This is a genomic window from Proteus alimentorum (assembly GCF_002607735.1).
GTDB lineage: Bacteria > Pseudomonadota > Gammaproteobacteria > Enterobacterales > Enterobacteriaceae > Proteus > Proteus alimentorum.
The window spans coordinates 118117-130972 of record NZ_NBVR01000024.1 but is presented as its reverse complement, the minus strand read 5'-3'; the positions used below and the strand labels follow the sequence as shown (position 1 = coordinate 130972).

At 33.4% G+C, this 12856-nt stretch carries 13 protein-coding genes and 2 pseudogenes; 11 read left to right on the top strand and 4 right to left on the bottom strand.

Annotation, left to right across the window (positions count from 1 at the left end; translation table 11 throughout):
• Positions 1 to 94: 94 nt before the first annotated feature.
• On the bottom strand, positions 95 to 394 hold the full coding sequence (locus tag B6258_RS07555) for a helix-turn-helix domain-containing protein (protein WP_099074739.1): 300 nt from the start codon (positions 392 to 394) through the stop codon (positions 95 to 97).
• Between the two features lie 606 nt (positions 395 to 1000).
• Between B6258_RS07555 and B6258_RS07550 the strand changes: the two genes are divergently transcribed.
• Positions 1001 to 2266, top strand: a complete 1266-nt coding sequence (locus B6258_RS07550; RefSeq protein WP_099074738.1) for a hypothetical protein — start codon at positions 1001 to 1003, stop codon at positions 2264 to 2266.
• Positions 2267 to 2441: 175 nt separating this feature from the next.
• Here the strand turns inward: B6258_RS07550 and B6258_RS07545 are convergent, their stop codons facing one another.
• A complete protein-coding gene (locus tag B6258_RS07545; protein ID WP_099074737.1) occupies positions 2442 to 3857 on the bottom strand; it encodes an NAD(P)/FAD-dependent oxidoreductase in 1416 nt (471 codons plus the stop codon).
• A 749-nt stretch (positions 3858 to 4606) separates the two neighbouring features.
• Here B6258_RS07545 and B6258_RS07540 point away from each other — a divergent pair.
• A complete protein-coding gene (locus B6258_RS07540; protein ID WP_099074736.1) occupies positions 4607 to 5092 on the top strand; it encodes a pentapeptide repeat-containing protein in 486 nt (161 codons plus the stop codon).
• 24 nt (positions 5093 to 5116) lie between these two features.
• On the opposite strand, the gene B6258_RS07535 is transcribed toward B6258_RS07540, so the two are convergent.
• On the bottom strand, positions 5117 to 5356 hold the full coding sequence (locus B6258_RS07535) for a SymE family type I addiction module toxin (RefSeq protein WP_240531543.1): 240 nt from the start codon (positions 5354 to 5356) through the stop codon (positions 5117 to 5119).
• A 223-nt stretch (positions 5357 to 5579) separates the two neighbouring features.
• On the opposite strand from B6258_RS07535, the pseudogene B6258_RS18170 reads away from it, so the two are divergent.
• From B6258_RS18170 to B6258_RS07510, 4 genes and pseudogenes are all read left to right on the top strand, one after another.
• Positions 5580 to 5954 (top strand): annotated as a pseudogene (locus B6258_RS18170) (RHS repeat-associated core domain-containing protein); the annotation flags it as partial.
• Between the two features lie 371 nt (positions 5955 to 6325).
• Entirely contained in the window at positions 6326 to 6790 is a 465-nt protein-coding gene (locus B6258_RS07520) for a hypothetical protein (protein ID WP_099074732.1), read from the top strand.
• Positions 6791 to 6999: 209 nt separating this feature from the next.
• Positions 7000 to 7968 (top strand): annotated as a pseudogene (locus tag B6258_RS18545) (RHS repeat-associated core domain-containing protein); the annotation flags it as partial.
• Between the two features lie 371 nt (positions 7969 to 8339).
• The gene (locus B6258_RS07510) at positions 8340 to 8843 is read left to right on the top strand and encodes a hypothetical protein (RefSeq protein WP_099074731.1); all 504 of its coding nucleotides are present in this window, start codon (positions 8340 to 8342) and stop codon (positions 8841 to 8843) included.
• 134 nt (positions 8844 to 8977) lie between these two features.
• Here the strand turns inward: B6258_RS07510 and B6258_RS18340 are convergent, their stop codons facing one another.
• A complete protein-coding gene (locus B6258_RS18340; RefSeq protein ID WP_240531541.1) occupies positions 8978 to 9223 on the bottom strand; it encodes a hypothetical protein in 246 nt (81 codons plus the stop codon).
• On the opposite strand from B6258_RS18340, the gene B6258_RS07505 reads away from it, so the two are divergent.
• The 5 genes from B6258_RS07505 to B6258_RS07490 all read left to right on the top strand — a co-directional run bounded on the left by B6258_RS07505 (position 9116) and on the right by B6258_RS07490 (position 12365).
• Positions 9116 to 10351, top strand: a complete 1236-nt coding sequence (locus B6258_RS07505) for an RHS repeat domain-containing protein (RefSeq protein WP_476704258.1) — start codon at positions 9116 to 9118, stop codon at positions 10349 to 10351. The genes B6258_RS18340 and B6258_RS07505 overlap by 108 nt on opposite strands.
• A 44-nt stretch (positions 10352 to 10395) precedes the next feature.
• Entirely contained in the window at positions 10396 to 10887 is a 492-nt protein-coding gene (locus B6258_RS07500) for an Imm26 family immunity protein (protein ID WP_099074729.1), read from the top strand.
• A gap of 95 nt (positions 10888 to 10982) precedes the next feature.
• Positions 10983 to 11375, top strand: a complete 393-nt coding sequence (locus B6258_RS18335; RefSeq protein ID WP_240531539.1) for a hypothetical protein — start codon at positions 10983 to 10985, stop codon at positions 11373 to 11375.
• Complete coding sequence (locus tag B6258_RS18610) at positions 11317 to 11871, top strand: RHS repeat domain-containing protein (RefSeq protein ID WP_476704257.1); 555 nt, start codon at positions 11317 to 11319, stop codon at positions 11869 to 11871. The genes B6258_RS18335 and B6258_RS18610 overlap by 59 nt, the downstream gene beginning before the upstream one ends.
• Positions 11871 to 12365, top strand: a complete 495-nt coding sequence (locus tag B6258_RS07490; protein WP_099074728.1) for a hypothetical protein — start codon at positions 11871 to 11873, stop codon at positions 12363 to 12365. The genes B6258_RS18610 and B6258_RS07490 overlap by 1 nt, the downstream gene beginning before the upstream one ends.
• The last annotated feature ends 491 nt before the right edge of the window (positions 12366 to 12856 follow it).

The following is a 12856-nucleotide window of genomic DNA, read 5'->3' as shown; positions in this document are numbered from 1 at the left end:
ATTGAGCTTTGAGAAATAAAATTTTAATTAAAATAACTAAAAAATGACTCAATATATTTATCAGAACTCAATATCAACAAATAATATACTCATGTTATTTTGAAATTACTTGCTTCTTTCTGAATATAACTATTTCACTTGGTTGGGTTATCGACTGTTTGTCCTCAAAAACCATAAAGTCTGTTTTCTTAGCCTCTAAGATAAGACTTTGAGGTGTAACACCAAGTACATAAGAAATAGTAATCAATTGATCGACTGTTATTTTTAGATGCCCATCTTCTAATTGAGAGTAATGTAGCATACTTATTCCCAATCTTTCAGACATCTCATTCTCTGTTATTTTTAATTGTCTTCTTATCATTTTTATTCTATTCCCAACTTTGGTGTTAATCATCCCTCTACTCTCCTTCTTTCATTAGATGATTACATTGATAAAACACCGAATTATAGTTTATAAACTATCAAACTATAAACAGAAAATATTTAATCATTAGTTAGTGGGTAATCGTAATATTACTTATATTAACCAACCCTGTTAATAAGGTTATTCCGATATTTTAAATTTAAAATAATTTACATTTCTATATGTTATTTTAATATACATCATATTTAGAGCAACAATGCAGCATTAAATATCGAACACCCAATCAATAGATATCAATAAGTTAGATGATTTTTAGTTATGATTTATAAAAATCATTTCAAATAAAAAGCATATAGATACGATCTATAGTTTTATGAGTGAGTATATTTACCATTAACATATAAAAATAAATTTTATACAAATATATCTTTGCTATGATTTTTATAAAAATTTCACACCATACTTGGTGGTATAAAAATTCAATATTGCGATAACAAATTTACCTTAAGATAATAATTAATATCATCAAAAAATGAATTCAAACTATTATCAATCAAATATAAATTAATCTAATCATTCTATTTATAATATTGATATAATCCACTGAATAATTTCATTCACCATATAGGTAATTAAATGTCATATTCAGCGGGTATTTATCAAGAAGAATTTATTCGATATGATAAACAAAATATTTCTGGTGATATTATCATTAGAATAATAACCACGAATAAAATATTATTTCTATATCAATCACAATTTAAAAATACTATTGAAGAGTTAGATAAAATAAAACATGGAGAAATGATAAATGTTGGCGTTAAAAAGTTAGAAAACTCAGGTTATTGGGTGTATTTTCTAAAAACAGAGAAATCAGAATTAATAACAGATAACATTTACCAAGAGCAAAAGAAAACCATCAAAAGCTTTAAATACAGCTTTATATCTCTATTATTTTTTACAGCATTATTATTTTACAACGCTGAATTTACACCTATTTTATTTCTAATTTCATTGATAATGACTGTTATTTCTTTCTATGATGTATATATTTATTTAACATCTCCTATAAATGACTTTATTGAAAACCCAGAAAAAAAAGAAGACATAAAAAATTATAAAAAGAATGCTATTAAAATATTTTTAGTATTAAATAAAAATTTAAATAGATTTACCACTAGAGCATTAAATCATCTAAAAGAAAAGATCATGATCAATAAATCATATAAATGTTCTTATGATGAAGATAAATCAATTATTTCAAAGCATGATATTATAGTTAAATATAATAACATAGATAATATAGAGAATACTTACGATCTTTCATTTAACAATCCAGGCGAAAAAATTAAAACCGCTAAAAATAACTATATTTTTGGTAATAAAGAAAATATATTCACATGCACAACACATAATAAAAAGACTGATTTCGGTTATTTGACCATAAAAAAACATCCTTTTTTTCTAGGGATAGATGATCGTATCGAAGTATATTGTGATTTAAATAAAAACGAGGCAATAGGAGTGTATAATCATACTACTCAATCCGCCTATCTTTTTTTACCTTACGGATATTTTAACTACAGAGAAAAATCAATATTATTTCGATTTTTACTACCTATCATGATTCTCTTCTATATATTAGTATTATTCTCTCCACTTTTATTTTTATCTTTCTTATTTTTTGGATCTTTAACATTTTTATTTAAAGCTTTAATAGCAACAACTATTTTTAGCATTTTAGTCACAGTCATAACATTAATGATATTTTATTTAAAAAACAGAAAATATATTCACAGAAAAAAAGCAGACAAATATGCAATAGTAAAAAAACATCTTTTATCAAAATTGAAGAAGAAAGAAAATTTACTTATTATAAATAGCATTAATTTATTTAAATGAATCTATTTTGATTAATGAAATTCAATTCCCAGCAGTCTATTTTTAAACTATAATTTCAATATTATTTAAAATTAGTCAAAAAAAATAAATTTAGTAATAATAAAAATATACAAAAAAACCCTCCATTATGAACTGGGGTCAGTTCAATTAAGAGGGTTTTTACATTTTAGCTTAATTAGAATCTGTAAAGGCTAAATGGTTTTGGATCTAAAACAGGTTTTTTACCCAGTAATAAGTCAGCGGTTAATTCTGCTGATACAGGGCTCTCTGTCATACCCCAACCTGTTGCCGTATTAATCACTAAACCTGGATACTCTTTAACTTCTGAGATAATTGGGTTTTCATCTGGGGCGATAGCCATTGCACCACTCCATTGATCAATTAATTTCGATTCTTTAAAAGCTGGGAATTCTGCTTTTAATTTTTCTAATGAAGCATTTAGCTCAGGTAAATCTGGCAGTGCCGTCATGTCTCTAAATTGTTCAAACGGAGAAACTTCGTCTAAGTTCCAATGCGTAGATTGCATAAATGAATTAATTAATTGTTCATTTAAAGAAATATGCACTGGGAAGTCAGGTAATGCTAATAATGGCAGATATTTATAACCATAAGTGAAAGATTCTTTCACTACTGGTGCCACAATCACACGAGGAGAAGTTGCATAAGTACCATCAGCTTGTTCACGGAAGAAAATACCACCTGGTAAAGCGACATTACCACCCGGTGCCGTTGGTGAACCACTGATTAACTGCTGAGACTGATATGCAGGCAGTGTTGGAACATCAACATTAAGATTTTGCATAAATAGGCGTGACCAAACGCCACCAGCAACAACAACTTGAGAAGTTTTGATTGCACCTTTCTCGGTTACAACATCAGAAATTACACCCGCTTGTGTTTCTAAGCCACGAGCCGCACATTGAGTGTAAATTCTCACGCCCATTTTTTTAGCGTATTCAGCCATAACGAAGGTTGCAACTTCTGGATCGAAGCTACCGGAATCTTCCTCAAAGCCAGCAATTTTCCAATCTGTTGTCGCGCCACGAAGACGTTGATTTAATTCAGCACCTTCAATAATTCTGGTTTTAAATGGAATATCAGAGCCAACATTCTTACTTCTTTCGTCAATCCATTTTCTTACGTTAACTAAATCTTCTTCATCAAGAGGAACTTCAACACGGCCTTGTGTACGATAAGTAGTATCAATGCCGACTTTAGCATTCATTTCACGCCAGCGATGTTTACCTAAATGGTGTAATAAGAATGTTTCATCCGGCATTTTATAGCTAATTGCTTGGCCGTAGAATCTTGAAGATTGCTCACCTGCGATATTGCCCTTCTCAACAATCACAACAGATAAACCGCGTTCTACAAGGTTAATAGCTGTCATAATACCAAGAATACCAGCACCGATAACAACAACATCAGCTTGTTTTGGTAAAGCACCTTCAGTGCCTTCAACAAAGCCATGTCTTGGCGTACCCGGAACAAAACGCCCTTCGCGAGTTAACATTGGTGTTAAAATACCCGCACCAGCAGCGACAGCCACTACTGTTCCACCAATGATAAATTTTCTTCTAGATATCGCCATTTTACACGTTCCTTTTACTCAATGAATTATTAGCATTAAAACAATAACGATATCTTATTTCATTTGTAAACTATTAGTAAAGTATTTGTAAATCTTTTCATCTGTTTTTTTCTTAAAAATCCGTACTATTTAATTTACTTATACAAACAAGGGAATTAATTATCATTTTGTTTTTTATCGATTATTTAAGCGTATTAAGTAAAACGAAATGATATTCAGCTAGTTGTTTTCTTGGTTTCTTCGTCAAAATATAAAATTTTTCACTATTAAAGATCTACGGCCTATTTGTTCAACGTGGGTTTATGACACATTCAAATTGCAAATAAATAAGTTGTATCAAATAAATTGATTAACAATGGACTGGTTATTTGATGGTGATTCAGAGAAAAATAAGGTAATAGCTAAAATGACCACACTTAAGATTATACTTATCTCTATGTATAACTAAATTTTAAGTGCTCACTTTTAAACCAACCGCAAAATAAATCTTTTTTTGATTGTTTTTATAAAAATAGACTTATTTTTCCCTTAAAAATCAACACTGTTACAATTTGAAACAAAATACACATTTTGTTACATATTAAAAATCCATGTACATTAGAACAGACTGGCTTTAGCGAGATTTCGGACATTTACGAAAGCAAATACTATAAGTAAATACACTTATTGTGAGATACGAAAGCAGTAAATAGCGTGTGAACAATTATTGTTGACCACTACATTGATAGTTTTGATTGGGGAGGTAAGTAATGGTGCAAATCCAGTTTGAATCAACAGAGGCAATCAGAGAGATAAACGTAAATAGTTTAGATGGTTTTGATTTTACTAATGATTTATTACATACGGCCATTTTTGAAAAGTTTTCATTAAAAAGAGCCATCTTTAAACAAGCTAATTTACGTGGTGCAAACTTTGCCTATTGCTTATTAGATGAAGCTAACTTCACTAATTCATTATTGATGAACTCTAATTTTATGGAAGCTTCTATGGTAAATGCAATATTAGTAGATTCCAAACTTGCAGGCGCCTTCTTTTTAAATGCTAATTTAAAAAATGCAAATCTTAGTGGTGCTGACTTATTTGCTACAAATATGAATGGTGCGAACTTGAAAGGTGCAAATATGAATGTGAGTAGAATCAGTGATGCTACCTTTGTTAATGCAGAATATGACAATGATACAATGTGGCCTGATGATTTTTCTCCTATAAAGGCTGGTGCTAGACTTACTATGTGACCACATCATATCTATTTAACATCCCTATTCGATAACCAACGCCTGCAAGCGCAGCTTAATCTCACTCAGTTGCGCTTGCTGTTGTTGGTTTTGTTGTTTTATTGCTCTGGTCTCTTCGCTGTCCAGTATCAAAACCAAACAGCTGTTTAAGATTTTGACGGTAAACGTAAAGCCAGTCTCAAAACCTGCCGCTTTTAACCAGTGCCCTGTTAGATGAATTCCGTTCGGAAGTGTGCTTTTGTTGCCATATTGGGAATAGCCCACAGTGTAGTGCATCTCGATTTTCGAGTGCTTTATTTCAAGTCACACAATTTTTTTAATGCCCTCCTGTTTTCTCTTTTTCTTACATGATCGCGATATTTAATACACAGACGATCACATCATGATTTTCTACTATTCCACTTACTAACCGATTACAACTACTATCCTCCCCCAAACCCGCTTTGGTGGGCGTGAGCTTAACTATGCTTTTGATCAACTCCATTAACTGGCCCCCACAGCCCGTTATCAACGTGGAAAACTGCATTATGTCGTCACTGACCATCAAGGCACTCCGCGAGAAATCTTTAGCGAAAAAGGGATTATCAGCTGGGCGGGACGGTTAAATACCTGGGGACAAATGGCGTTTTGGCAATCCCATGATAATTATGCCGATAACGACCCAGAATACACTGAATGCCATTTTCGGTTTGCCGGACAATATGAAGATAAAGAAAGTGGCTTGTATTACAATCGCTTTCGCTACTATGATAAGGACACAGGGCAATATATTTCACCAGACCCCATCGGATTATTAGGTGGCTTTAATCCATATGGGTATGTGCATTGTCCAGTGGGTTGGGTTGATCCGTTTGGGTTAAGTGGAACGTCAACGCTTAATAACGGCGGAAGTGAAAATAAAACAAGATTTTTAGTTGACTCTAAAGGTCAAGTTTTAGATTTAGAGTATTTTAGAAATCTAAAATTTGATGGACAAGTCATAGATGCAGGAAGAAGTGGTAATAAATTACCAGCAATAAGTACACCTAATACTTATTTAAAAACGACTGGTGGGCATGTAATTGTATATGGACCAGATGGTCGACGTCTTGCTGATGTTAGCCCGAATAGAATTAAAATAACAAAATGGAATAAAAACCCAAAGACTGGAGAATTATTCCCTCATTCAGGCAGTGAAACTAAATTTGCAGATAGAGATGTTCCTGATGAAATTAGAAAATTACTGGGATTAGAATGAATATATATGGCAGTATAGTATCAAATTCGTTACTTAAAAAGTTTCCATCTGGCTATCCTACAAATGTACCATTGACTAATTTTGTAGCGAACTGTGTTGATTTAGAAGGAGTTCTTGCTTGCGCTGGTTTGTTTTGCCCAACATTTATTGAAATTAATAATGTAATTTATAGGAAAGATGGTGCTGATGAAAGTTTTAAACCATATGAGGGAGATGGTAAAGATAAAAAAACATTAGAAATGACTAATAATAATTTTTGTCTTTCTGAGTTTTTTTTAATGGCTGCTAATGAAGCAAGCGAAAGTGTAGAATTAATGTTCAAATTTTCTATCGTATTAGAGTATTTTTGGCGTCAAAGATTAAAAGAACTTTTCCCTGAAAAAAAATTTGAATTTATCCATTCAGAAAATGGATTGTTTGATGAAGATGGCTTTTGTATAACATTCTACGAAGTTGAATAATAAAAAAATTATAGCCAGAAGTTCCTCAAATCTTCTGGCTTATTTATTTTTAAGAGCTGCTCAACTTACCCTTTAGCCGCTAACATACTCGGCCATCAGCTCGCGCATCGTATGTTTTATTGCACTCAGTTGCGCTTACTGTTGTTGGTTTTGTTGTTTAATAGTTTCGATGTCTTCGTTATCAGGTATCAATACCAAACAACCATTTCAAAGATGCCCGTTGGAACCGCACGCAATATCGCTATAACACCAACGACCAAATTGTTGAAACCCAATACAGCAACCAGTTTGAATGCCAAAGTGAAAAGTTTCAGTACGATAACAATCTCAATATCACCGAGCACCAATTTATTCCGTCTGACGCGCAAGGTGCCTTTTTACAACTGGCGCAGCAGCAACAAAAAGGCTGGGTCACTCGTCGTATTACCGCCAAAGGTTATCAAGATTATCACTACGACAGTAATGGTCGATTAACGCAAAAAGTGGTTCATCAACACGGTTTTCGCGCGAAAACATGGTATTACTAATGAAATACGCTTAACCAACTTATTGCCTGTTTTATTAATCCTGAGGGGGAATGCTGGCGTTATACCTATGATGCTTTTGGCAGAAGGTTTAGTAAAAGTACAGTGGTCGATAATCGCCCTACGCCACCGTTAAACTCGCCTTTTAAAGATAAACGAATTCAACGTGTGGATTATTTATGGTCGGGCAACCAGATGGGGCAAGAAACCCCGATTTATGCCGATGGCACACCCGCTTATGATTCACAAATTCAGTGGCTCTATCAACCCAATGAAATCACTCCCACAGCCCGTTATCAACGTGGAAAACTGCATTATGTCGTCACTGACCATCAAGGCACGCCACGAGAAATTTTTAGCGAAAAAGGCATTGTCAGCTGGGCAGGACGGTTAAATACCTGGGGGCAAATGGCGTTTTGGCAATCCCATGATAATTATGCCGATAACGACGCCGAATATACCGAATGCCATTTTCGTTTTGCGGGACAATATGAAGATAAAGAAAGTGGCCTGTATTACAATCGCTTTCGCTACTATGATAAGGACACAGGGCAATATATTTCGCCAGACCCTATCGGATTATTAGGTGGCTTTAATCCGTATGGGTATGTACATTGTCCAACGGGTTGGGTAGATCCGTTTGGGTTGGCGGGAGGTCAGGGGAATAAAGGAGAGGTTGAAAGTTTTTATCGTTCAATGTCATCTGCTCACTATGAGCATTTAATAAACAACAATCAATTGAAACCAACATCTGAAACATTTTTATCCCCCACATTAGGATTTTCTGAAAGTTATACAGGAATATTAGTACGTTTTGATTTAAAACCAGGAACAACAAAAGCAACAAGAGAATCCTACCCTGATATGCCCATTATTAGCAAAGGGTGGAATAAATTTAATGCTTATTTTAAAGCTGAAGGCGAACAAATCAATATTGGCCTAGGTAAAGGAAAAGCATTAGAAATATTTAATGATAATATTAAAAAATTTGAAAAATCAAAGGAAATCAAAAAGGATTAAATCATATGATAAAAGAAAAAATAAATTTAATAGAGCTATACATGAGAAAAAAAATAAATAAAGATAGTTTAATTCAAGAGTACAAAAAAAATTTTGGATTTATTGATATTTGTTATGAATTAAATTTATCCATTGAAAAAAAAGATCCAGAATTTCTCGATTGTATTTTATATCTTGGTGATGTCATTAAATATAAATACAATTGTATTTATCTATTAGAAAAATTAATTCTTGAAAAATGGCATTATAAGCATGAAGACTTAGCTAGACTTTTACAAGAATATAAGAGCCCATCAAGTGTTGATGTTTTATATTTAGCATCCAATTTAAATCTAGAATATTTAGATTTTGATGATAACTATTCACTTGCTATAAAATGTATCTGGGGAATAAGTTGCATAGGAAATGAAAATACAATAGGAAAATTAAAAATTCTTTCTAAATCAAAAAACCAAAAAATCAAAAATAATGCTATTTTATTACTAAACGAAAATCACACAAAAAAATAGTTTTTTATTAATGAGTTGGGGCTAACTTATTTAGCTCCTCAAAATAAATTAATTATTAACATAAAATTAATGCCGTTATATAATTATTAGCCCATCAACGTGCAGGACGGGGAACAGAGTCCTTTTTACAGTCATTACACGATAATCCACTTCAACCGCCAATATCGACCGATGTTCATCGAGGTTATCAATACGATAAAGCCTTTAATCTGGTCAATATCGACGATGCCCGTTGGAACCGCACGCAATATCGCTATAACACCAACGACCAAATTGTTGAAACCCAATACAGCAACCAGTTTGAATGCCAAAGTGAAAAGTTTCAGTACGATAACAATCTCAATATCACCGAGCACCAATTTATTCCGTCTGACGCGCAAGGTGCCTTTTTACAACTGGCGCAGCAGCAACAAAAAGGCTGGGTCACTCGTCGTATTACCGCCAAAGGTTATCAAGATTATCACTACGACAGTAATGGTCGATTAACGCAAAAAGTGGTTCATCAACACGGTTTTCGCGCGAAAACATGGTATTACCAATGGAATACGCTGAACCAACTTATTGCCTGTTTTAATCCTGAGGGGGAATGCTGGCGTTATACCTATGATGCTTTTGGCAGAAGACTCAGTAAACACAAGGTGGTCGATAATCGCCCTACGCCACCGTTAAACTCGCCCTTTAAAGATAAACGAATTCAACGTGCGGATTACCTGTGGTCGGGCAACCAGATGGTGCAAGAAACCCCGATTTATGCCGATGGCACCCCCGCTTATGATCCGCAAATTCAGTGGCTCTACCAGCCCAATGAAATCACTCCCACAGCCCGTTATCAACGTGGAAAACTGCATTATGTCGTCACTGACCATCAAGGCACGCCACGAGAAATTTTTAGCGAAAAAGGCATTGTCAGCTGGGCAGGACGGTTAAATACCTGGGGGCAAATGGCGTTTTGGCAATCCCATGATAATTATGCCGATAACGACCCAGAATACACTGAATGCCATTTTCGGTTTGCCGGACAATATGAAGATAAAGAAAGTGGCCTGTATTACAATCGCTTTCGCTACTATGATAAGGACACAGGGCAATATATTTCGCCAGACCCTATAGGATTATTAGGTGGCTTTAATCCGTATGGGTATGTGCATTGTCCTGTTGGGTGGGTAGATCCGTTTGGGTTGTCTTCTAGTATCAATGATTCTGGATTCTATGTTTATGCCTTATACGACCCAGGAGCCACTAAGCCTTATTATATAGGTATAACGAATAACCTTGAAAGAAGAACAGTTGAACACAGAGATACAGGAAGGCTATCAACTAGAGGAATAATGATGCCTATTGAAAATAATATTAACTATGGGCAAGCTCGTGGATATGAGCAATTCTACATAGAATACTATAAAACAAAAACAGGAATAATTGGAGAAAATATATCTTCAACCAATAGAGGCAATAAATACAATTCATTTGATCATAATAGAGAAGATGATCGAGCAAAAGCCTTTTAATAGGCTTATAAAAGCAAACTAATACAATTAGGAAAAAATTTCAAATGAATAATCTTAAAATTTGGAAGTGGAATAAGAAACCTCGCACTATGATTAGATTTATAAAAAATGGTGATATATTTTGCTTTACATTTAATAAAGAAAAATACTATTTTGGTAGGATTATATCGAAATCTATAGTTGGCCATATAGCCGAAATATTTAACTTCTATTCTGAATCTCCATCCATTGATGAAAATAAAATAAAATCAGCAAAGAGTTTAACGCCTCCTTTTATAATAGATAGCTATCTTTTATTTGACAAAAAATATGAATCAGATTCAGATTGGCAAATTATTGGTCATCAAGAAAATTATAAACCCACAAATATGGATGATATATATTTTTCGTATGGAGCTGAGAACTCTCGTAAGAAAATAGATATATGGGGAAATGAATATTCAATAACTGAAAAAGAGTCAATGAATATTCCTATTCTAACGCCTTATTCTAGCTACCATATAAAAAAAATACTAGAAAAATTCAGTATAGAATAATTAAGTAAAAATAGAGGCAACACAATACAAATAATTAAAATAAGGAATATAATAAGTACTTACAGCTGATTCAAGCCACCAATCCTGATTCGGTGGTGGAATTTGAGTATGACGACCAAGGGCATTTGTGTTGTGAGCGCATTAATGGGCAAGAAATTACGCATCAATGGGATAAAGAGCACGATATCCTTACCCAAACCCGCTTTGGTGAGCGTGAACTTCATTATGCTTTCGGTCAACTTCATGAACTGACTTCACTGCAAGTCAATCAACATGCACCCTTGCAATTTAGTTATAACGCGCTGGGACAAGAGTTTTTACACCAAAGCCAAGCGGGTTTTGCCAACTCTAGCCATTACACCGCCACTGGGTTATTAGCGCATCAACGTGCAGGACGGGGAACGGAGTCCTTTTTAAAATCGCTACACGATAATCCACTTCAACCGCCAATATCGACCGGATGTTCATCGAGGTTATCAATACGATAAAGCCTTTAATCTGGTCAATATTGAGGATGCCCGCTGGAACCGCACGCAATATCGCTATAACACCAACGACCAAATTGTTGAAACCCAATACAGCAACCAGTTTGAATGCCAAAGCGAGAAATTCCAGTACGATAACAATCTCAATATCACCGAGCACCAATTTATTCCGTCTGACGCGCAAGGTGCCTTTTTACAACTGGCGCAGCAGCAACAAAAAGGCCGTGTCACTCGTCGTATCACTGCCAAAGGTTATCAAGATTATCACTACGACATTAATGGTCGATTAACGCAAAAAGTGGTTTATCAACACGGTTTTCGCGCGAAAACATGGTATTACCAATGGAATACACTGAACCAACTTATTGCCTGTTTTAATCCTGAGGGGGAATGCTGGCGTTTTACCTATGATGCCTTTGGCAGAAGGCTTAGTAAAAGTAAAGTGGTCGATAATCGCCCTACACCACCGTTAAATGAGTATATAAAAAAGGTTGAATAATGGATAACTTATATAAAAAATATCCTCCTTTACTTGGGTTACATGTTCCAAGTGACTGGTTAGTTGTTAAAAATAATATGTATGACGTTGCCCCTGAGATATTAAATTTACCTCATACTGAAGGTGATTTATTTTTAATAAAAGATACTTTCTTTGAAAACGATATTTTTATATCAAAAACAAGCTTACCAATATCTACAAAAAAAAGAGCAATATCAATAGTATCTATCTTTGCTAGATTACAAGAAAACTTAAATGATGAAAATTGTATTTATTGTATTTATGACATAGTTTTATCATTTATCTTAGGTGATAATGAATTTATATTTACTAATAAAAATGGTGTAACAAGTCGGTTTGATGCAGCGAAAATAGCTTCTGAATATATGATCATCTTTACGCAATATATTATACCGAAGCTAATTTTAGGTGAAAAAATAACGCAAAATCAATTTGAATCATATATTAGAATGTATTATAAAGAAAGAAACTAAGTTTTAGGATGTATATAAATAGAATATACTAATAGCCAGAAGACCATTGAATCTTCTGGATTATCTGACATTAAAATTATTTAAATTTACCATTAAACCAAATTCGAAAAAACATTAATATGAGTAATGCTAGAGATGTAATAATTCTTCTTAGTTTAATGTATTAACTATACAACATACCATCAATCCCATTTATAGAAGAATAAAAAATGTGAATATGGAAGAAATATATATAATAAAAAATATTTATGATATTATTCATAATATGTCAGGTAATAAAATTCATGATACACATGCACACTATGATATATTATTTCATGATGGTACTAAGACTGCAATTTTAATTAAAAACCAAGAGATTTTATGAGCATCAATAAATATTTAAATTTATCAACACCATATACTTACATTGAGATAAGTTCAAAAAAATCAACTCTGTTCATTGAATATGGTATTGTTGGTAATGACCCGTCTAAATAAGATTGATACTT